General features: G+C 71.2%; 19 protein-coding genes. 7 read left to right on the forward strand and 12 right to left on the reverse strand.

Features of this window, described 5'->3' with window-relative positions; translation table 11 throughout:
- Positions 1-54: 54 nt before the first annotated feature.
- The 12 genes from B6R96_RS15195 to B6R96_RS15250 all read right to left on the reverse strand — a co-directional run bounded on the left by B6R96_RS15195 (position 55) and on the right by B6R96_RS15250 (position 11,401).
- Positions 55-447: a YccF domain-containing protein gene (locus B6R96_RS15195; RefSeq protein ID WP_052874807.1), complete on the reverse strand. Its 393-nt coding sequence runs from the start codon at positions 445-447 to the stop codon at positions 55-57.
- On the reverse strand, positions 444-1,307 hold the full coding sequence (gene htpX / locus B6R96_RS15200; RefSeq protein WP_030388317.1) for a zinc metalloprotease HtpX: 864 nt from the start codon (positions 1,305-1,307) through the stop codon (positions 444-446). Before htpX ends, B6R96_RS15195 begins: the two co-directional genes overlap by 4 nt.
- Positions 1,308-1,507: 200 nt before the next feature.
- Positions 1,508-3,040 (reverse strand): NADH-quinone oxidoreductase subunit N, encoded by a 1,533-nt coding sequence (locus tag B6R96_RS15205; protein ID WP_081522693.1) that lies wholly within the window; start codon positions 3,038-3,040, stop codon positions 1,508-1,510.
- Positions 3,037-4,590, reverse strand: a complete 1,554-nt coding sequence (locus B6R96_RS15210) for a complex I subunit 4 family protein (RefSeq protein ID WP_053704228.1) — start codon at positions 4,588-4,590, stop codon at positions 3,037-3,039. The genes B6R96_RS15205 and B6R96_RS15210 overlap by 4 nt, the downstream gene beginning before the upstream one ends.
- 38 nt (positions 4,591-4,628) lie before the next feature.
- A complete protein-coding gene (locus tag B6R96_RS15215) occupies positions 4,629-6,650 on the reverse strand; it encodes an NADH-quinone oxidoreductase subunit 5 family protein (RefSeq protein WP_081522694.1) in 2,022 nt (673 codons plus the stop codon).
- Positions 6,647-6,997 (reverse strand): NADH-quinone oxidoreductase subunit NuoK, encoded by a 351-nt coding sequence (gene nuoK / locus B6R96_RS15220; RefSeq protein WP_030388321.1) that lies wholly within the window; start codon positions 6,995-6,997, stop codon positions 6,647-6,649. The genes B6R96_RS15215 and nuoK overlap by 4 nt, the downstream gene beginning before the upstream one ends.
- On the reverse strand, positions 6,997-7,575 hold the full coding sequence (locus tag B6R96_RS15225) for an NADH-quinone oxidoreductase subunit J family protein (protein ID WP_081525112.1): 579 nt from the start codon (positions 7,573-7,575) through the stop codon (positions 6,997-6,999). The genes nuoK and B6R96_RS15225 overlap by 1 nt, the downstream gene beginning before the upstream one ends.
- Positions 7,576-7,589: 14 nt before the next feature.
- Positions 7,590-8,207, reverse strand: a complete 618-nt coding sequence (locus B6R96_RS15230; RefSeq protein ID WP_053704230.1) for a NuoI/complex I 23 kDa subunit family protein — start codon at positions 8,205-8,207, stop codon at positions 7,590-7,592.
- Positions 8,207-9,175 (reverse strand): complex I subunit 1/NuoH family protein, encoded by a 969-nt coding sequence (locus tag B6R96_RS15235; protein WP_030388324.1) that lies wholly within the window; start codon positions 9,173-9,175, stop codon positions 8,207-8,209. Before B6R96_RS15235 ends, B6R96_RS15230 begins: the two co-directional genes overlap by 1 nt.
- Positions 9,172-10,398 (reverse strand): NADH-quinone oxidoreductase subunit C, encoded by a 1,227-nt coding sequence (locus B6R96_RS15240; protein ID WP_081522695.1) that lies wholly within the window; start codon positions 10,396-10,398, stop codon positions 9,172-9,174. The genes B6R96_RS15235 and B6R96_RS15240 overlap by 4 nt, the downstream gene beginning before the upstream one ends.
- Positions 10,395-11,003 carry an NADH-quinone oxidoreductase subunit B gene (locus tag B6R96_RS15245; RefSeq protein ID WP_030388326.1) on the reverse strand — a complete coding sequence of 203 codons (609 nt, stop codon included), beginning with the start codon at positions 11,001-11,003 and terminating at the stop codon, positions 10,395-10,397. Before B6R96_RS15245 ends, B6R96_RS15240 begins: the two co-directional genes overlap by 4 nt.
- Positions 10,994-11,401 (reverse strand): NADH-quinone oxidoreductase subunit A, encoded by a 408-nt coding sequence (locus tag B6R96_RS15250; RefSeq protein WP_030388327.1) that lies wholly within the window; start codon positions 11,399-11,401, stop codon positions 10,994-10,996. Before B6R96_RS15250 ends, B6R96_RS15245 begins: the two co-directional genes overlap by 10 nt.
- Positions 11,402-11,548: 147 nt before the next feature.
- On the opposite strand from B6R96_RS15250, the gene B6R96_RS15255 reads away from it, so the two are divergent.
- The 7 genes from B6R96_RS15255 to B6R96_RS15285 all read left to right on the forward strand — a co-directional run bounded on the left by B6R96_RS15255 (position 11,549) and on the right by B6R96_RS15285 (position 21,197).
- Complete coding sequence (locus B6R96_RS15255) at positions 11,549-12,727, forward strand: sensor histidine kinase (protein ID WP_078972237.1); 1,179 nt, start codon at positions 11,549-11,551, stop codon at positions 12,725-12,727.
- A gap of 379 nt (positions 12,728-13,106) precedes the next feature.
- Positions 13,107-14,399: a sensor histidine kinase gene (locus B6R96_RS15260; RefSeq protein ID WP_081522696.1), complete on the forward strand. Its 1,293-nt coding sequence runs from the start codon at positions 13,107-13,109 to the stop codon at positions 14,397-14,399.
- Between the two features lie 242 nt (positions 14,400-14,641).
- The gene (locus B6R96_RS15265) at positions 14,642-15,301 is read left to right on the forward strand and encodes a response regulator transcription factor (protein WP_030388330.1); all 660 of its coding nucleotides are present in this window, start codon (positions 14,642-14,644) and stop codon (positions 15,299-15,301) included.
- Positions 15,302-15,451: 150 nt separating this feature from the next.
- Entirely contained in the window at positions 15,452-17,395 is a 1,944-nt protein-coding gene (locus tag B6R96_RS15270) for a 2-oxoacid:acceptor oxidoreductase subunit alpha (RefSeq protein ID WP_079405810.1), read from the forward strand.
- Entirely contained in the window at positions 17,388-18,467 is a 1,080-nt protein-coding gene (locus B6R96_RS15275) for a 2-oxoacid:ferredoxin oxidoreductase subunit beta (RefSeq protein WP_053704233.1), read from the forward strand. Before B6R96_RS15270 ends, B6R96_RS15275 begins: the two co-directional genes overlap by 8 nt.
- A gap of 217 nt (positions 18,468-18,684) precedes the next feature.
- A complete protein-coding gene (rarD, locus tag B6R96_RS15280; protein WP_030388333.1) occupies positions 18,685-19,632 on the forward strand; it encodes an EamA family transporter RarD in 948 nt (315 codons plus the stop codon).
- A gap of 248 nt (positions 19,633-19,880) precedes the next feature.
- A complete protein-coding gene (locus B6R96_RS15285; protein WP_030388334.1) occupies positions 19,881-21,197 on the forward strand; it encodes a M28 family metallopeptidase in 1,317 nt (438 codons plus the stop codon).
- Positions 21,198-21,201: the final 4 nt, after the last annotated feature.

Below are 21,201 nucleotides of genomic sequence, written 5' to 3' on the forward strand. Positions count from 1 at the left end.
CCGGACGGCCTGCGGGCGGAGTCTGTGCCGGCGTCCACGACGCCGGTTCCTGCGTCAGCGCGAGGCGAACGGCGCGTCCGTGGGGACGATCTCGCGGCCCAGCGGGAGCAGGGCGAGCGGGACCATCTTGAAGTTGGCGATGCCGAAGGGGATGCCGATGAGGGTGATGCAGAGCGCGATGCCCGTGAAGATGTGCCCCAGAGCGAGCCACCAGCCCGCCAGGACCAGCCACAGGACGTTGCCGATGGCGGAGCCCGCGCCCGCGTCGTGGCGCTCGACCGTCGTGTAGCCGAAGGGCCAGAGGGCGTAGACCGCGATGCGGAAGGCGGCGATGCCGAACGGGATGCCGATGATCGTGATGCAGAGGATCACGCCTGCGAGGAGGTAGCCCAGGAACAGCCAGATGCCGCTGAGGATGAGCCAAATGATGTTGAGGATTGTCTTCATTGGCTGCGGCCTGCCATCTGTTCGAGCCGGGCGATGCGCTCGGCCATCGGAGGGTGTGTGGAGAACATCTTAGAAAGGCCCGCGCCCGGGCGGAACGGGTTGGCGATCATCATGTGGCTCGCCGCCTCCAGTCGCGGCTCGGGGGGCAGCGGCAGCTGCTTGGTGCCCGCGTCGAGCTTGCGCAGGGCGCTGGCCAGGGCGAGGGGGTCCCCGGTGAGCTGGGCGCCGGAGGCGTCGGCCTCGTACTCGCGGGAGCGGCTGATGGCCAGCTGGATCACGGACGCGGCCAGCGGGCCCAGGATCATGATCAGCAGCATGCCGAGGAGGCCGGGGCCCTCGTCGTCGTTCGACCGACCGATCGGGATCAGCCAGGCGAAGTTCACCAGGAACATGATCACCGAGGCGAGCGCGCCGGCGACCGAGGAGATCAGGATGTCGCGGTTGTAGACGTGGCTGAGCTCGTGGCCGATGACCCCGCGCAGCTCGCGCTCGTCGAGGATGCGCAGGATGCCTTCGGTGCAGCAGACCGCGGCGTTGCGCGGGTTGCGGCCGGTGGCGAAGGCGTTGGGGGCCTCGGTGGGCGAGATGTACAGGCGTGGCATGGGCTGGCGCGCGGACGTGGAGAGCTCGCGCACCATGCGGTAGAGCTGTGGCGCCTCGAACTCGCTCACGGGGCGGGCGCGCATCGCGCGTAGAGCCAGCTTGTCGCTGTTCCAGTAGGCGTAGGCGTTGGTCCCGAGGGCGACGAGGACGGCGATGATCAGGCCGCCCCGTCCGAAGAAGCTGCCGATGAGGATGATGAGTGCGGACAGCCCGCCGAGGAGTACGGCGGTCTTGAGCCCGTTGTGCCGGCGGTGCACGGTACGCCCTCCAAGTGGTGCGGCAGGGGAGCCCGTCATGGATGTGAGGGTCTACGGTCCAGTGGACCCTCCCTTCCTGGTCAACGCGAGGTGAGGGCGTCAGGTTCCCAGGGTGCGGCAGGGCGGCGGCCTGCCGCCGCCCCTCGGCGGGGGGCGGCGGGGCCGCGGCGGGCGTTGCTCCGTACGGGTGGACCGGCCGGCTATTGCGCGAAGAGGCTGCCCGTCGTGACGCGCAGGATGATCTCGGGGGCGCCGGACAGCACGACCGCCGTGATCGCGGTGAGGACGACGGCCGCCGCCACGGGCCAGGGGGCCCTCGTACGGGTCTGCGCGCCCTCGGGGGTGCGGAAGAGCAGTGCCGTCCAGCGCAGGTAGTAGTACAGGGCGATGACGACGTTGATCGCCATGACCACGGCCAGCCAGCCCAGGCCCGCGTCGACGGCGGACCGGAAGACGGTGACCTTGGCGAAGAGCCCGATGATGCCCGGCGGCAGGCCCGCCAGGCAGAGCAGGAAGAAGGCCAGTGAGAGGGCGGCCAGCGGGCGCTCGGCGTACAGGCCGCGGTAGTCGCTGATCCGGTGCAGCGGCTTCGTACGGGCCACCAGGGCGGCCACGGAGAAGGCGCCGAGGTTCACGGCGGCGTACATGAGGGCGTAGGCGACCGTGGAGCCGATCTGGTCGCGGTCGGTGTACGCGGCCGCGGCGATCGGGACCAGCAGGTAGCCGGCCTGGCCGACCGAGGACCAGGCGAGCAGCCGTACGGCGCTGTTCGGGCGGTCCGCGGACTGCCGGACGGCGGCGGCGTTGCCGAGCGTCATGGTCAGCGCGGCCAGCACGGCGAGGGCAGGGCCCCAGATGTCGGAGTACGCCGGGAAGGCGATCACCGTGACGAGGATGAGGCCGGTGAAACCGACGGCCTTGCCGATCACCGAGAGGTAGCCGGCGATGGGCAGCGGGGCGCCGACGTAGGTGTCGGGGACCCAGAAGTGGAAGGGGACGGCCGCGGTCTTGAAGGCGAAACCGACGAGGGTGAGCGCGACGCCGGCCATGGCGAGGGTGTCGAGCTGCCCGGGGACGTCTTCGAGGCGGTCGGCGACCTGGGTGAGGTGCAGGGAGCCGGTGGTGGCGTAGACGAAGCTGACGCCCATCAGCGACACGGCGGTGGCGGTGACGGAGGACAGGAAGAACTTCAGGGCGGCCTCGGAGGAGAGCCGGTTCCCGCGGCGCATGCCGACGAGGGCGAAGGCGGGCAGCGAGGCGACTTCGAGCGCGACGATCAGGGTGGCGAGGTCGCGGGAGGCGGGCAGCAGGGCCGCGCCCGCGGCGGAGGAGAGCAGCAGGAACCAGTACTCGCCGGCCGGCATGCGGGTGTCGCGGACGGCGGTGACCGACACCAGGGCGGTGACCAGGGCTCCGGCCAGTACCAGGAACTGGATGGCGATCGTGAAGCGGTCGGCGACGTAGCTGCACGCCGCGGGGTCGCCGGTGAGGCAGAAGGTGGCCCGGTCTCCGGCGCGCAGGGGCAGCAGGGTGGCGGTCGCGGCGGCCAGGCCGGCCACCGAGATCCAGCCGAGGACGGGCTTGTGGCGCTCTGCGAGGAACAGGTCGGCGACGAGGACGGCCAGCCCGACGGCGGCGGTGATCACCACGGGTGCGATGGCGAGCCAGTCGACGGACTGGACCAGGCTCGGGGCCTTGGCGGAGAGGGCCGTCAGGGCCGTCGTGGCCGTCATGAATTGCCTCCTGCGAGGAGCTTCTGGACGGCCGGGTCGGTGAGGCCGAGGAGGACCGCGGGCCACAGGCCGGCGAGGACGGTGAGGGCGACGAGCGGGGTCCAGGCGGCGAATTCGTAGCGCTGGATGTCCGGGACGGCGAGCTCGGGGCCGGCTTTCGGGTCTCCCATGCAGACGCGCCGTACGACGATCAGCAGGTAGGCGGCGGTGAGCAGGGTGCCGAACGCCCCGATGGCCATGTAGGTGAGGAAGGCGGGGCGGGAGAGGCCCTCGGCGGGCTCGAAGGCGCCGAAGAGGGCCAGCATCTCGCCCCAGAAGCCGGCCAGGCCCGGCAGGCCGAGGGAGGCGACGGCGGCAAAGGCGAGGAAGGCGCCCATGCGGGGGGCGCGGCCGTAGAGGGCGGCGCCGGTGGCCCCGGCGAGGGTGTCGAGGTCGGCGGTGCCGTAGCGGTCCTTGAGGGCGCCGACCAGGAAGAAGAGGAGGCCGGTGATCAGGCCGTGGGCGATGTTGGCGAAGAGCGCGCCGTTGACGCCGGTGGGGGTCATGGACGCGATGCCGAGGAGGACGAAGCCCATGTGGCCGACGGAGGAGTAGGCGATGAGGCGCTTGAGGTCGCCCTTGTTCCCCTTGCGGGCCAGCGCGAGGCAGGCGAGCGATCCGTAGACGATGCCGACGGCGGCGAAGGCCCCGAGGTAAGGGGCGAAGGTGGCCATGCCGTCGGGGGTGATGGGCAGCAGGATGCGGACGAACCCGTACGTGCCCATCTTGAGCAGGACGCCGGCCAGCAGGACGGATCCGACGGTGGGCGCGGCGGTGTGCGCGTCCGGCAGCCAGCTGTGCAGGGGCCACATCGGGGTCTTCACGGCGAGGCCGAGGCCGATGGCGAGGACGGCCAGGAGCTGGGTGGTGTGGGACAGTTCGCGGCCGTTGTCAGAGGCGAGTGCCACCATGTCGAATGTGCCGCTCGTCACACCGATGAGCAGCAGGCCGAGCAGCATGACCACGGAGCCGAGGAGGGTGTAGAGGATGAACTTCCAGGCGGCGGCCTGCCGCTGAGCACCGCCCCAGCGGGCGATGAGGAAGTACATCGGGATGAGGACCATCTCGAAGGCGAGGAAGAAGAGCAGCAGGTCGAGGACGGCGAAGGTGGCGAGGGTGCCGGACTCCAGGACCAGGAGCAGTGCGACGAAGGCCTTCGGGGAGGGGCCCGCGGGGAGCTTGAAGTAGCTGTAGAGCGCGCAGAGGAAGAACAGCAGCGCGGTCATCAGGAGGAGGGGGAGCGAGATGCCGTCGATGCCGAGGTGGATCCGGACGTTCAGCGCCTGGATCCAGCTGATGTCCGTCGTCGCCTGGAAGCGGGACGGGGCGTCGTGGTCGAAGCCCAGGGTGAGGGCGATGGCCGCGGCGAGGATCACGCCGGTCACGGTCACGCCGTGGCGGAGCACGGCCTGTTCGGGGCTCTTGCCCTTGAGGCCGGGCGGGGCCGGCAGGAGCGCCGCGGCGGAGCCGAGGAGCGGTGCGACCACGATGAACGCCAGAAGGAACTGCATCACGGACGGGCTGATATCAATCACGGCTGACTCACGGCTCACGATCCGGCGTTGACGTTGGCGAGGACGGCGGTGGCGATCGCCAGGACCACGGCGCCGGCGAGCAGGGCGCTCAGGTAGCTCTGCACGTTGCCGGTCTGGGCGCGGCGGACGAGGCTGCCGAGCAGCTGGGTGCCGGTGCCCGCGCCGCGGACGTACGTGTCCACGACCTCGCGGTCGAGGAAGCGGACGAGGCTCGCGGCGGCCCGGACGGGCCGGACGAAGAGCCGGTCGTAGACGGCGTCGAGGTGGAAGCCGTCGGCCGCGTGGCGGTGCAGCGGGCCGAGGAACGCCTTGCCGGGGTCGGCGGCGGGGCCGACCGGGACGGCGGGGTGATCGTGGGTCACCTCGGCCACCTCGGGGGCCTCCGCGGCGGATTCGGCGGCGACGGCGGCGGCGGGCGCTCCGGCCGCGGCTGCGGCCCGGGTGCCGGCGGCGGTCGCGAGGGCGGCCTTCGCGGAGGCCCGCTGCCAGAGGGCGTAGGTCAGCATCGCGCCGATGGCGGCGGCGCCCGTGCCGAGGACCGAGGTGACCAGGGTCGGGGTGAGCTCCCCGCCGTCGAACCAGCCGGCGATGGGGCCCGCTGCGAGGCCGAATCCGACCGACGGGATCGCCAGCAGCCACAGCACGCCGGTCATGGCGAGGGGTTCCTTGCCGTGGTCGGGGGCGGCCGCGCCCCGGCCGCGGAAGGCCATCAGCCACAGCCGGGTGGCGTAGGCGGCGGTGAGCAGGGCGGTCAGCAGACCGGCGACGAGCACGAGCCAGCCGGCGGCGCTCGGGGCGAATTCCGAGTGGCCGGCCGCGGTGTTCTCGGCGGCGACGAGGACGGCTTCCTTCGAGAAGAAGCCGGCGAAGGGCGGGACGGCGGCGAGCGCGAGCAGCGCGATCGTCATCGTCCAGAAGGCGTCGGGGATGCGCTTGGACAGGCCGCCCATCCGGGACATGGCGCCCAGGGAGTTCGTACCGGCGGCGTGGATGATCACGCCGGCGCCGAGGAAGAGGAGCGCCTTGAAGGCGCCGTGGGACAGGAGGTGGAAGACGGCGGCGCCGCGGTCGCCGACGGCCAGGGCGCCGACCATGTAGCCGAGCTGGCCGACCGTGGAGTAGGCGAGCACTCGCTTGATGTCGTCCTGGGCGATGGCGGCCAGGCCGGAGCCGACCATCGTGACGGCCGCCATCACGGCCATGACGACCAGCGCGGCACGGGAGGCCGCGAAGACGGGCAGGAGGCGGGCGATGAAGTAGACGCCGGCCGCGACCATCGTCGCGGCGTGGATCAGCGCCGACACCGGGGTGGGGCCCGCCATGGCGTCGGGGAGCCAGGTGTGCAGGGGGAACTGCGCGGACTTGCCCGCGACTCCGGCGAGCAGGAGCAGTGCGATCAAGGTCGGGTGGTCGAGTCCGCCCGCGGCGACGGTGTTCAGGATCTTCGGGATCCGGAAGGAGCCGGCGTCCGTGCCGAGCGCGAACAGGCCGATCAGGAAGGGGACGTCGCCGAGCTTGGTGACGAGGAAGGCCTTCAGGGAGGCGGAGCGGGCCGCTTCGGTCTCCCAGTAGTGGCCGACCAGGAAGTACGAGCAGATGCCCATGATCTCCCAGCCGACCAGCAGCACCATCAGGTCGCCGGAGTAGACGACGAGCAGCATGGCGGAGGTGAACAGTGAGACGAGAGCGGCATACGACGGGTAGCGCGGGTCCTCACGGAGGTACGCCGTCGAGTAGAGCTGTACGCAGGTGGCGACGACCCCGACCAGGACGGCGACCAGCACGGCGAAGCCGTCCAGGTACAGCGAGAGGTCGATCGGCACCGAGCCGGTCGGGGTCAGCTCGGTCGCGGTGTCGATCGGCTCGCCGCCGCCCTGGCGGACGGCGACGATGACGGCCAGTACGGCGGAGGCGAGCGTCGGCAGGATGGCGAGCGGCCGGACGAAGCCGGGTGCGGTGCGGCCGAGCAGCAGTCCCGCGACCGCGCCCAGGAAGGGCAGCAGCGGGACGAGGACGGCGAGGGTCGTGGTGCTCACGCGGTGACCTCGCTCTGGTTGTTCGCGGCGGCGGGCTCGTGGCCCTCGGCGGTGTCGCGCAGCCGGTCGACGTCGGAGGTGCCCCGGTTGCGGTACACCATCAGCACGATGGCGAGGCCGATGCCGATCTCGGCGGCGGCGATCGCGATGGTGAAGAGGGTGAGGGCCTGGCCGGCGTGCAGGGCGTCGCGCAGCCAGACGTCGAAGGCCACCAGGTTCAGGTTGACGGCGTTGAGCATCAGCTCGACGGACATCAGGACCAGGATGGCGTTGCGGCGGGCGAGTACTCCGTACAGGCCCGTGCAGAAGAGGAGCGCCGCGAGGACGGCGGGGTAGGCGAGGTGCATCAGCGCTGCCCCTTGTCGCTGGCGTCGGCGTCTTCGGCGGAGTCGGTCCTGCGGGACAGCACGATGGCGCCGATCAGGGCCGCGAGGAGGAGGACGGAGAGCGCCTCGAAGGGCAGCACCCAGTGCTGGAAGAGGATCTCGCCGGAGACCTTCGTGGAGCCCTGGACGGGTCCGTCGAGGTCGATCCAGGTGGTGCGGAAGGCGTCGACGACCACCCAGACCAGCGACACCGCCGCGACGACGGCGACGCCGAGGGCGATCCAGCGGTTGCCGGAGTCCGCGTCCGGGGAGCGGCCGATGGGGGCCTTGGTGAGCATCAGTCCGAAGAGGAGGAGGACGACCACGGAACCGAGGTAGATGAGGACCTGGACCCAGGCGATGAACTCGGCGGTCAGCAGCAGGTACTCGACGGCGATGCCGCCGAGCGCGACGACCAGCCACAGGGCGGCGTGCACCAGCTGCTTGGTGGTGACCGTGACGAGGGCCGCGCCGAGGGTGGCGAGGCCGACGAGTACGAAGGCGATCTCGACGCCGGTCGGGGAGAGGAAGCCGGGCCCGGTGGTGGCGGCTGCGGCCAGGGTGGCGGCGGGGCTCACGCGTCTCCCTCCGGGGTCGGTTCGGTCGGCGGTTCGGTCGGCGGCGCGGTCTCGGCCGCCCGGGCGGCGGCTTCGGCGGCGGCCGCCGCCGCGGCTGCGGCTTCGGCCTTCTCCACGGCCTTGCGGGCGGCGGCGATCTCCTTGGGTTCCTCGGCGGCCGGGTCCAGCGCGGGCGGCGCCGGGACGGTCCACATCCACTCGCGGAGCTTGTCGCGCTCGTGGGTCAGCTCGTGGATGTCGGTCTCCGCGTACTCGAACTCCGGCGACCAGAAGAGGGCGTCGAAGGGGCACACCTCGATGCAGATGCCGCAGTACATGCAGAGGGAGAAGTCGATGGCGAAGCGGTCGAGGACGTTGCGGCTGCGCTCGCGGCCACCGGGGGTGGACGCCGGGACCGTCTCCTTGTGGGAGTCGATGTAGATGCACCAGTCGGGGCATTCACGGGCGCAGAGCATGCAGACGGTGCAGTTCTCCTCGAACAGGCCGATGACCCCGCGGGAGCGGGGCGGGAGTTCGGGCTGGACCTCGGGGTACTGGGCCGTGTGCGAGCGCTTCGTCATCGTGCGCAGGGTGACGGCCAGGCCCTTGGCCAGGCCGGATCCGGGGATGGGCATTACTGGATCGCCACCTTCACGATGCCGGTGAGCGCGATCTGGGCGAGCGCGAGCGGGATGAGTGTGGTCCAGGCGAGCTTCTGGAGCTGGTCCTCGCGCAGGCGCGGGTAGCTCACGCGGAGCCAGATCACGACGAAGGCGAGGATCGCGGTCTTGAGGAGGGTCCAGACCCAGCCGAGGTCGTCGCCGCCGAAGGGGCCGTGCCAGCCGCCGAGGAAGAGGACGGTGGTGAGGAAGCAGAGGACGACGATGCCGGCGTACTCGGCGAGCAGGAACAGCGCGAAGCGCAGGCCGGTGTACTCGGTGTACGCGCCGAAGATGATCTCGGAGTCGGCGACGGGCATGTCGAAGGGGGGACGCTGCAGTTCGGCGAGGCCGGCGGTGAAGAAGACGAGGGCGCCGACGATCTGCCAGGGCAGCCACCACCACTCGAAGGCCTCGACGATGCCGGGGAGGGAGACCGTACCGGCGGCCATGGCGACGGAGGCGGCGGCGAGCAGCATGGGCAGCTCGTAGGCGAGCAGCTGGGCGGCGGTGCGCAGGCCGCCGAGCAGGGAGAACTTGTTCGCGGAGGCCCAGCCGGCCATCAGGGAGCCGAGGACTCCGACGCCCATGACGGCCAGCACGAAGAACAGGCCCGCGTCGATGACCTGGCCGACGGCCCCCTCGCCGGGGCCGATCGGGATGGCCAGGAGGACGAGGAGGTACGGCAGCAGGGCGACGGCGGGGGCGAGCTGGAAGATCCGGCGGTCGGCGCCCGCCGGGACGATGTCTTCCTTCTGCGCGAACTTCACGCCGTCGGCGACGAGCTGGGCCCAGCCGTGGAAGCCGCCGGCGTACATGGGGCCGAGGCGGCCCTGCATGTGGGCCATCACCTTGTGCTCGGTCTGCCCGACGACGAGCGGAAGCACGAGGAAGACGGCGAAGACGACGATCAGCCGGAGGGCGACGTCGAGGACGTCGTTCACGCGTCGCCTCCGTTGTCGGGTGTGGGGTCGGTCTTGGGGGTGGCCGGGCGGCCGGGCCCGGGTTCCGGCTCGGGTCCGGGTCCCGGTTCGGGTCCGGCTGCCGGGTCGGCCGCGGGCTCGGCCGCCGCAGGCTCATGGGGCTCGGCCTTCGGCGCCGCCGCGGGAGGCGCGGGCGCGGCCTCCGGCGCGGGGCGGGGGGCCGGCTCCTCGAAGGCGGGCTTCGGGTCGTGCCAGGGGGCGTCCGAGCTGCGGGGCGCAGGGCGGCGCGGCGGAGCCGCTGCCCCGCCCGCGTCCGGGGCGCCGGGGGCGGGCGTCTGGCTCGCCGAGCCGTCGGCGACCGAGCGGCTACGACGCGGGGGGCGCGCCGCGGCCTCCGGAGCGGGTGCGTCCGGGGTAGCGGCGGGCTCCGCGTCCGGGGCGGCGGCTGCCGCCGCCTGACTGGCCGAGCCCTCCGACACCGAGCGCGTACGACGGGGCGGACGCGGCGCGGCTTCCTCGGACGCCTCGGCCGGGGGCTGGGTGGCCGAGCCTTCGGCGACCGAGCGGGTGCGGCGCACGGGTGCGCCCTCGCGCGGGGTGCGTGCGGCGGCGCCCGCGGCGCCGGCCGCGCGCGGGGTACGGGCCGGGCGGGCGGGGGCCGGCGGGAGCTGACCCTTCATCGGGCCCCAGTCATTGGGGTCCGGTACGCCCGGCGGAAGCATCTGACGGCGCTTGGGCGCGTCCGGGTCGTGCGCCTCGCCCGGCTCCTTGGCCCCGGGCCAGGCCTTGGCGACGCGCGCGGCCAGGACGAAGTCCTTGCGCAGCGGGTGCCCCTCGAAGTTCTCCGGGAGCAGGAGGGGCACGAGGTTCGGGTGGTCGGTGAAGGTCACCCCGAACATTTCGAAGGTCTCCCGCTCGTGCCATTCCGCGCCCGCGTAGACGGCGACGGCGGACGGCAGGGAAGCGGCGCTGTGCGGGACGGTCGTGCGCAGCAGCAGTCGGCGCACCCGGTGGTTCTCCAGCGATGCGACGTGCGCGCAGATCCGGAAACCCGTGCCGGGCTCGTCGACCGCGCTCAGCCAGTCGAAGTACGTGCAGCCGAGCTTGTCCCGGGCGATTTCGAGGGCGGAGATCCAGCTGCCGACGGGTACGTCCACGGTGAGCACGTCGTACGAGAACTCGGCGACGGCCTCGGCGCCGAAGACCGTCGCCGCCGCGTCGGGGAGGGAGTCGTAGAGGTTCACGCGCCGGCCCCCGAGGTGGGCGCGGGCGGCGGCGTGACGAGACCGCTCGTCAGCTGCGACACCGAAGGCCCGTTCGCGTACCGCTCCGCCAGCGACTCGCGGGCGATCTTCTCCTGGAGCTTGAGGATGCCCTGGAGGAGTGCCTCGGGACGCGGCGGGCAGCCCGGCACGTAGACGTCGACCGGGATGATCTGGTCGACGCCCTTGGTCACCGAGTACGAGTCCCAGTAGGGGCCGCCGCAGTTGGAGCAGGCGCCGAAGGAGATGACGTACTTCGGCTCCGGCATCTGCTCGTAGAGCCGCTTCACGGCCGGCGCCATCTTGTCCGTGACGGTGCCCGACACGATCATGAGGTCGGCCTGCCGCGGGCCGGGCGCGAAGGGGATCACACCGAGCCGGATGAAGTCGTGCCGGGCCATGGACGCGGCGATGAACTCGATCGCGCAGCAGGCCAGGCCGAAGTTGAAGACCCACAGGCTGTACCGGCGGCCCCAGTTCAGGACCACCTTCATCGGTTCCGGGGCCAGGCGGGAGAGAACTCCGAGGCGCTTGGGCTCCGGGAGCAGCACGCCCTCGGTCGGCGTCACAGCCGGTGTCACGTCCATTCGAGGACGCCCTTCTTGTACGCATAGAGCAGGCCGACGGCCAGGAAGCCCAGGAAGATGAACATCTCCACCAGGGTCGTGGCGCCGTAACCGGCGGCGGCGAACACCGTCGCCCACGGGAACAGGAAGATCGAGTCGACGGCGAAGATGACGTAGAGGAACGCGTAGACGTAGTAGCGGACCTGGGTGTGCGCCCAGCCCTCGCCGACCGGGTCCACTCCGCATTCGTACGTCAGCAGCTTCTCGGGGGTCGGCACGACGGGCCGCAGCAGGCGGCCCGCACCGAAGGCGACGGCCACGAAGAGCACACCGAGAACGGCCAGCAGACCGACGACCGAATAACTCCGGAAGTAGTCCGCCGCGAGCACGGTTACGGTCGATACCGTTGGTTCGGGCACGTCCGTTCCTCGCTCCTCGGTCACTGTCGACGATCTGGTACGGACGGGAGTCTAGGGCCTGCCTCACACGGGGTGGGGTTATCCCCCGTTCACAGCACCCCGGCCACCCCATGGCATCAGCGGGTCGCACTTGACAGGCTGTGCCGCATGACCTTGAGCCACGCCATCCCCGACAACGATCGCCCTCCCCCGGTACGCGCTGTTTTCAGCGCGGTGACGTGGAAGGAGATCGCCTATCTGGTGAGCAACCTGCCGCTCGCGGTCGTCGGTTTCGTTTACGCGGTTGTCATGGTTTCCACTGCGGGCGGCCTTTCCGTGACCGCCATCGGAATTCCGCTGCTCGCGTGCGGTCTGTATCTGTCCCGTCAATGGGGACGGCTGGACCGGGCCCGCGCGCGCGGGCTGCTGGGCGTACGGGTCGACGAGCCGACCCCGATCCCCGGTCCGAAGCGGTCCGGCGGATTCTTCCCCTGGCTGTGGACGAGCATCAAGGATCCGGTCGGCTGGCGGACGGTGCTGTACCAGCTGATCCGGCTGCCGTGGGGGGTACTCACCTTCACGGTAGCGCTGACCGGCCTGTTCGTGCTGTGGCCGGTGCTGCCGTATCTCGTGCGGCTGATGGCCAATGTGGATCGGGCGATGGTACGGGGGCTGCTGTCGCCCTCCGACGACCTGGAGCGGCGGATCGCGGAGCTGGAATCGGACCGCGGCGTGGTGGTCGACACCGCGGCGGCCGACCTGCGGCGCATCGAGCGGGACCTGCACGACGGGGCGCAGGCGCGGCTCGTGGCGCTGGCGATGGGGCTGGGCCTGGCGAAGGAGAAGCTGCTGGAGGACCCGGAGGGCGCGGCGGCCATGGTCGACGAGGCGCACGGGGAAGTGAAGCTGGCGCTCCAGGAGCTACGGGACCTCGCGCGCGGGATCCACCCGGCGGTGCTGACGGACCGGGGGCTGGACGCGGCGCTGTCGTCGGTGGCGGCGCGGTGCGTGGTGCCGGTGAAGGTGGTGGTGGATCTGCCGGGGGCGCGGCCGGCGGAGGCGATCGAGGGGATCGCGTACTTCGTGGTGTCCGAGCTGCTGCAGAACGTGAGCAAGCACGCGGGGCCGGGGGCGCGGGGCGCGACGGTGGAGGTGTGGCGGGCGGGTGCGCGGCTGATGCTGCGGGTGTCCGACGACGGGCGGGGCGGGGCGAGTGCGGCCGGCGGGAGCGGGTTGGCGGGGCTGGCGGAGCGGTTGGGGGCGGTGGACGGGGTGCTGGTGGTGGACTCGCCCGCGGGGGCGGGGACCGTGGTCACGGCGGAGCTGCCGTGGCGTGACCGGGGGTAGGCCCCCGGGGCCCTTGATCCAGCGGGACTCCCGTCCGGGGTGGGCGGGGGTCCCGTTCGCGTGCCCGGTGCGGCGCCGTTTTCCGGGGCTCCGCGGTACGCCTCGCCGGCGGGGCTGCGGGGATGGGGCGGGTCCCGTTCCCTTGCCCGGTGCGGCGCCGTCTCCCAGGGCTCCGCCCCGGACCCCGCGCCTCAAACGCCGGCGAGGCTGGGTTTGGCGGCGCCGCCTCGGAGGCTGGCCGGGCTGGATTTGGCGGCGGCGCGGAGTGGCCGTGGGGTGGGGTTAACCCCCCGGTGGAGAGGCCGACTCGCCGCATGGTTGTGGGGGGAAGCGGGCGGCAGGGTGGAGGGGTAACGGTGGCTGGGAAGGGGTCGGGATCATGGGCAAGGGCAAGGGTGGGGTCGGGGCGGTGGTGTGGGCTCCGGTCGCGGGGCGGACCTGGCGGGAGTTCGGGTACCTGCTGATCGGGCTGCCGCTGAGCACGCTGTACTTCTCACTCGCCATCACCGGTGTGAGCCTCGGCGCCGGGCTGCTCGTCACCTTCCTCGGCGTTCCGGTGCTGGCCGGCGTCCTCGCCATGTGCCGTGGGTTCGGGCATCTGGAGCGGGCCCGGGTGCGCGTGCTGCTCGGGGCGGACATCGCCGCGCCGGCGCCGATCCGGGCCAGGAAGGCCGGGCCGCTCGCCGCCATGGGGGCGCTGCTCAAGAGCGGGAGCGCCTGGCGTCACGTGCTGTACTCGGTCGTCCACTTCCCGTGGGCGGTGTTCTCCTTCTGCCTGTCGCTGGTGCTGTGGGCGTTCGGCTGGTCCTACCTGCTGTACCCGCTGTGGTTCTGGGTCTTCCCGGCCTACACCGACCAGCCGGGTCTTCAGCTCTTCCAGAACGACGACTACACCTTCTACCTCGACTCGCCCGCCGAGATCGCCCTCACGTGCCTCATCGGATTGGCCGTCACCCTCGCCACCCCCTGGGTGATCCGGGCCCTGACCACCGTCGACCGGGTGATGGTCGGCGGGCTGCTCGGGGCGTCCAGCCTGGCCGACCGGGTCAGCGAGCTGGAGTCCGACCGCGGGGTGGTCGTGGACACCGCCGCCGCCGACCTGCGGCGCATCGAACGGGACCTGCACGACGGGGCGCAGGCCCGGCTGGTCGCGCTGGCGATGGATCTGGGGCTGGCGAAGGAGAAGCTGACCGAGGACCCGCGGGCCGCCGCCCGCATGGTGGACGAGGCGCACGGCGAGGTGAAGATCGCCCTCCAGGAGCTGCGCGATCTGGCGCGCGGGATCCATCCGGCCGTGCTGACCGACCGCGGGCTGGACGCGGCGCTGTCGTCGGTGGCCTCGCGGTGCGCGGTGCCCGTACGGGTGGCCGTGGATCTGCCGGCCCGGCCCGCGGCGGCGATCGAGGGGATCGCGTACTTCACGGTGTCGGAGCTGCTGCAGAACGTCAGCAAGCACGCCCGGGCCCGGTCGGCCTCGGTGGACGTGTGGAAGTCCGGGGAGCGGCTGCTGATCCAGGTCGCCGACGACGGCGCGGGCGGGGCCGGGTCGTCGGAGGGGACGGGGCTGGCGGGGCTGACCGAGCGGCTGGACGCGGTGGACGGGGTACTGGTCGTCGACTCCCCCGCCGGGGGCGGGACGACGGTCACGGCGGAGCTGCCCTGGCGGGCGTAGGCCTCGCCGCGCCGAGGAACCGCGCCGAGGAGTGGAGAGGGGCCGGGCCGGTGGCCCGGCCCCTCCTCCGTTCCCCCGGCATCCGTTTGCGGTATGCGACCTTCCAGTACGCGAAAACTCCCCCCGTACGCCGACGTGTTGTCCCGGCTCTGCCTTCACCGGGACTTAAGGCTGGGATGCTTGGCTGAGTCGGGTAGTGCGGGACCAAGTGGATGCGGAGCTGCTGAGTCGTGGAAGACAGGGTGCGGGTGGTCATCGCCGAGGATTCAGTGCTGCTGCGTGAGGGCCTGACCCGGTTGCTGACCGACCGGGGGCATGACGTCGTGGCGGGCGTCGGGGACGCGGAAGCCCTGCTCAAGACGGTGGCGGAGCTGGCTGCGGAGGGCGCGCTGCCGGATGTGGTGGTCGCGGACGTGCGGATGCCGCCGACCCACACCGACGAGGGCGTACGGGCGGCCGTACGGCTGCGCCGCGACTACCCCGGGATAGGTGTGCTCGTGCTGTCCCAGTACGTCGAGGAGCAGTACGCCACCGAGCTGCTGGCCGGATCCAGTACCGGAGTGGGGTATCTGCTCAAGGACCGGGTGGCGGAGGTCCGGGAGTTCCTGGACGCGGTGGTGCGGGTGGCCCGGGGCGGTACGGCCCTGGACCCCGAGGTCGTCGCCCAGCTGCTCGGGCGCAGCCGCAAGCAGGACGTGCTGGCGGGCCTGACCCCGCGCGAGCGGGAGGTGCTCGGGCTGATGGCCGAGGGCCGGACGAATTCCGCCGTGGCCAAACAGCTGGTCGTGAGTGATGGAGCGGTGGAGAAGCACGTCAGCAACATCTTCATGAAGTTGGGCCTGTCGCCGAGTGACGGGGATCACCGGCGAGTACTGGCCGTTCTCACCTATCTGAAATCTTGATCGACTGACACTCTGTCAGATACGGCATACCGGCAGGGCCGTCTCGAGGGGCGGTCCTACGGTCCAGAATGTGGCCGCTCCTGGGGGCCTTGATCCCTACCGTCGTAGGGTGGGTCCCGGGGGGTCACGCCTCGAAGGAGGTCCGGTTCAGTGACCAGCCAGGTCAGCAGCCCAGCCGAGCAGGCCGACGGTGCCGGGGGTGCGGTCGTCGGTGGACAGCGCACCCCGGAGAGCCCCGGCGGCAAGGAAGTACGCCGCCTCGATCGTGTGATCATCCGGTTCGCGGGTGACTCCGGTGACGGTATGCAGCTCACCGGTGACCGGTTCACCTCGGAGACGGCGTCGTTCGGGAACGACCTGTCGACGTTGCCGAACTTCCCCGCCGAGATCCGCGCCCCTGCCGGAACCCTCCCGGGCGTCTCCTCCTTCCAGCTCCACTTCGCCGACCACGACATCCTCACGCCGGGCGACGCCCCGAACGTGCTGGTCGCGATGAACCCGGCGGCCCTCAAGGCGAACATCGCGGACGTGCCGCGCGGCGCGGAGATCATCATCAACACGGATGAGTTCACCAAGCGCCCGATGGCCAAGGTCGGCTATGCGACCTCGCCGCTGGAGGACGGCTCGCTCGACGCCTACAACCTGCACCCGGTACCGCTGACCACGCTGACGGTCGAGGCGCTGAAGGACTTCGGCCTCTCCCGCAAGGAGGCCGAGCGCAGCAAGAACATGTTCGCGCTGGGCCTGCTGTCGTGGATGTACCACCGGCCCACCGAGGGCACGGAGAGCTTCCTGCGGCAGAAGTTCGCGAAGAAGCCCGAGATCGCCGAGGCGAACATCGTCGCCTTCCGCGCCGGCTGGAACTTCGGGGAGACGACCGAGGACTTCGCGGTCTCCTACGAGGTCGCCCCCGCCACCCGGGCCTTCCCGACCGGCACCTACCGCAACATCTCCGGGAACCTGGCGCTCTCCTACGGTCTCGTCGCCGCGAGCCAGCAGGCGGATCTGCCCCTCTACCTGGGCTCCTATCCGATCACCCCCGCCTCGGACATCCTGCACGAGCTGTCGAAGCACAAGAACTTCGGCGTGCGGACCTTCCAGGCCGAGGACGAGATCGCCGGCATCGGCGCGGCGCTCGGCGCGGCCTTCGGCGGCGCGCTCGGGGTGACCACCACCTCCGGGCCCGGTGTGGCGCTCAAGTCGGAGGCGATCGGCCTCGCGGTGTCGCTGGAGCTGCCGCTGCTGATCGTGGACATCCAGCGCGGCGGTCCCTCCACCGGCCTGCCGACGAAGACGGAGCAGGCGGACCTGCTTCAGGCCATGTTCGGCCGCAACGGCGAGGCTCCCGTGCCGATCGTGGCGCCGCGGACCCCCGCGGACTGCTTCGACGCCGCCCTCGACGCGGCCCGGATCGCGCTCACCTACCGGACCCCGGTCTTCCTGCTCTCCGACGGCTACCTCGCCAACGGGTCGGAGCCCTGGCGGATCCCGGAGGTCGCCGACCTGCCCGACCTGAAGGTCAAGTTCGCCACCGGCACGAACCACACCCTCGGCGACGGCACCGAGGTGTTCTGGCCCTACAAGCGGGATCCGGAGACCCTCGCGCGCCCCTGGGCCATCCCCGGCACCCCCGGTCTCGAACACCGCATCGGCGGCATCGAGAAGCAGGACGGCAGCGGCAACATCTCGTACGACCCCGCCAACCACGACCTCATGGTCCGCACCCGGCAGGCCAAGGTCGACGGCATCCGGGTGCCCGACCTCGAGGTGGACGACCCGGACGGCGCCACCACCCTGGTCCTGGGCTGGGGTTCCACCTACGGCCCCATCACCGCGGCCGTCCGCCGGCTGCGCGGCGCCGGACTCCCCATCGCCCAGGCCCACCTGCGCCACCTCAACCCCTTCCCGAGGAATCTCGGCGAGGTCCTGGAGCGTTACGAGAAGGTAGTGGTGCCGGAGATGAACCTCGGGCAGCTCGCCACCCTGATCCGGGCGAAATACCTGGTCGACGCCCAGTCGTACAACCAGGTCAACGGAATGCCGTTCAAGGCGGAGCAGCTCGCCACGGTTCTCAAGGAGGCCATCGATGACTGAGGTGACGGAGGCGACCGACGGGGCACGGACCCTGCTCTCGCTGGTACCGAAGGCCGAGAGCAAGCAGTCGATGAAGGACTTCAAGTCGGACCAGGAGGTCCGCTGGTGCCCCGGGTGCGGTGACTACGCCGTACTGGCCGCCGTTCAGGGCTTCATGCCCGAACTCGGCCTCGCGAAGGAGAACATCGTCTTCGTCTCGGGCATCGGCTGCTCCTCCCGCTTCCCGTACTACATGAACACGTACGGGATGCACTCGATCCACGGCCGCGCCCCGGCCATCGCCACCGGCCTGGCCACCTCCCGCCGCGACCTGTCCGTCTGGGTCGTCACGGGCGACGGGGACGCGCTCTCCATCGGCGGCAACCACCTCATCCACGCCCTCCGCCGCAACGTCAACCTCAAGATCCTGCTGTTCAACAACCGGATCTACGGGCTGACCAAGGGCCAGTACTCCCCCACCTCCGAGGTCGGCAAGATCACCAAGTCGACGCCGATGGGCTCGCTGGACGCGCCCTTCAACCCGGTGTCGCTGGCGATCGGCGCCGAGGCCTCCTTCGTCGCCCGCACCGTCGACTCCGACCGCAAGCACCTCACCGAGGTCCTGCGCCGGGCGGCCGACCACCAGGGCACGGCGCTGGTGGAGATCTACCAGAACTGCAACATCTTCAACGACGGCGCCTTCGAGGTCCTCAAGGACAAGGACCAAGCCGTGGAGGCCGTGATCCGGCTGGAGGACGGGCAGCCGATCCGCTTCGGCGCGGACGGCGCGAAGGGCGTCGTCCGCAACCCCGCCACCGGGGACCTGGAGGTCGTCGAGGTGACCGCCGCCAACGAGGCGCAGATCCTGGTGCACGACGCGCGGAACGCCAGCGCCACCACCGCGTTCGCGCTCTCGCGCCTGGCCGACCCGGACACCCTGCACCACACCCCGATCGGGGTGTTCCGCAGTGTCGAGCGGCCCGTCTACGACACCCTCATGGCCGACCAGCTCGACGCGGCCATCGACCGCAGCGGCAAGGGCGACCTGGGGGCCCTGCTGACCGGCAACGACACCTGGACCGTCGTCGGGTAGCGGGCAGGCCGACCCCACGGTCGGGCAGCGCGACCCCACGGAGCCCGGATCCTGCGCCAGGATCCGGGCTCCGTTGCGTCCGGTGCGCCCCGCGCACGAGGGGCGGGGCGCTCGCGACCCCGAAAGATGTCATGAGTATCTCGTGATTACGGGCATGACATCTGGGCCGTACGGCGATACCGTCGTGAAGTTGGCTGGAAGTCGCACAGGAGGCCCCGTGAAGGCAGAGAACGAGCAGCGCACGGGTTTGCTCTACGGATTCGGCGCATACGGGATGTGGGGGCTGGTCCCCCTCTTCTGGCCGCTCCTGAAGCCCTCCGGAGCCGTCGAGATCCTCGCCCACCGCATGGTGTGGTCCCTGGCCGTGGTCGGCCTGGCACTGCTCGCCCTGCGCCGCTGGGGCTGGATACGGGAGTTGCTCCGCCAGCCCCGCAAGCTCGGCATGACCGCACTGGCCGCCCTGGTGATCACCGTGAACTGGGGCCTGTACATCTGGGCCGTCAACAACGGGCACGTCGTCGAGGCGAGCCTCGGCTACTTCATCAATCCGCTGGTCAGCATCGCCATCGGCGTGCTGGTGCTCGGTGAGCGGCTGCGCCGCGCGCAGTGGGTGGCGGTCGGCCTCAGCTTCGCCGCCGTACTGGTGCTCGCCATCGGCTACGGACGGCCGCCGTGGATCTCGCTGGTCCTGGCGTTCTCCTTCGCCACGTACGGGCTGATCAAGAAGAAGCTCAACATGGGCGGGCTGGAGTCGCTGGCCGCGGAGACGGCCGTACTGTTCCTGCCGGCCCTCGGCTACGTGCTGTGGCTCGGCGCGCAGGGCCAGTCCACCTTCGCCTCGCACGGCGTCGCCCACGCGGCTCTGCTGGCCGCGACCGGGCTGGTCACCGCGATCCCGCTGGTCTTCTTCGGGATGGCGGCGATCCGGGTCCCGCTGTCCACCCTCGGGCTGCTCCAGTACATGGCCCCGGTGTTCCAGTTCGGGCTCGGCGTCCTGTACTTCCACGAGGCCATGCCGCCCGAGCGCTGGGCGGGCTTCTCCCTGGTGTGGGCCGCGCTCGCGCTCCTCACCTGGGACGCGCTGCGGGCGGCGCGGCGCTCCCGCGTCAGGCTGGAGGCGGCGGCGCCGGCCGTCGTGGCGGCCCCGGCCCGCGAGCCCGCGTAACGGACCCGCGGCGGCGCGTCCCGGAGCACTCCCCGGGGCACGCACCAGCAAACCCCTCGCACCCTCGATCCCCGGTACGGACCACCCGTACCGGGGATCGTCCGTTTTCCGAACTGCCCTGACCGAATTGTGGTCTTGACGGACAGTCATACTCTCGCTGAACATCAGGCTCGCACTGACGCACTAACGCTCACCTGCTCTATCCCCACTCGTTCCGTCATATCCCCGCGGAATCCCGGAGCCCCCACATGAGCCTGTCCGTCTCCCGGCGCCTTGCTGCCGTGACCGCGTTCGCGGTCGCCGGCCTGTTCGCCTCCACCGCCCCCGCCGCACTCGCCGCCCCCACGGCGGTCACCGCGGCGCCGACACCGCCCGACATACCGCTGGCCAACGTCAAGGCCCACCTGTCGCAGCTCTCGACGATCGCCGCCAACAACGGCGGCAACCGAGCCCACGGCAGGACGGGCTACAAGGCCTCGATCGACTACGTGAAGGCCAAGCTCGACGCGGCCGGCTTCACCACCACCCTGCAGACCTTCACCTCCAGCGGCGCCACCGGCTACAACCTGATCGCCGACTGGCCGGGCGGCGACCCGAACTCGGTGCTGATGGCCGGCTCCCACCTGGACTCGGTGACCTCGGGCGCGGGCATGAACGACAACGGCTCCGGCAGCGCGGCCGTCCTGGAGACGGCCCTCGCCGTCTCCCGGGCCGGTCTGCAGCCCACCAAGCACCTGCGCTTCGGCTGGTGGGGCGCGGAGGAGCTGGGCCTGATCGGCTCGAAGTACTACGTCAACAACCTGCCGGCGGCCGAGAAGGCGAAGATCTCCGGCTACCTGAACTTCGACATGATCGGCTCGCCGAACCCGGGCTACTTCGTCTACGACGACGACCCCACGATCGAGCAGACCTTCAAGAACTACTACGCCGGCCTCGGCATCCCGACCGAGATCGAGACCGAGGGCGACGGCCGCTCCGACCACGCCCCCTTCAAGAGCGCGGGCATCCCCGTCGGCGGCCTGTTCTCCGGCGCCGACTACACCAAGACGGCCGCGCAGGCGCAGAAGTGGGGCGGCACCTCCGGTCAGGCCTTCGACCGCTGCTACCACTCCTCGTGCGACAACCTGTCGAACATCAACGACACCGCCCTGGACCGCAACTCCGACGCCGTCGCCTACGCGATCTGGACGCTCGGGGCGGCCACTCCGGTCCCGCCGGGCCAGTCCTTCGAGAACACGACGGACGTCACGATCCCGGACTCCCCCGCCGCGGCGGTGACCTCCTCGATCACGGCCTCCGGTGTGACGGGCAACGCGCCTGCCACCACCAAGGTGGACGTGAACATCGTCCACACCTACCGCGGTGACCTGGTGGTCGACCTGCTCGCCCCCGACGGCACCGTCTACAACCTGCACAACCGCGCGGGCGGCAGCGCCGACAACCTGGTCCAGACGTACACGGTGAACGCCTCCAGCGAGGTCGCCAACGGCGTCTGGAAGCTCCGGGTCAAGGACGCCGCGGCGCAGGACACCGGCTACATCAACAGCTGGAAGATCACCTTCTAGGCCT

The sequence above is a fragment of the Streptomyces sp. Sge12 genome (assembly GCF_002080455.1).
GTDB lineage: Bacteria > Actinomycetota > Actinomycetes > Streptomycetales > Streptomycetaceae > Streptomyces.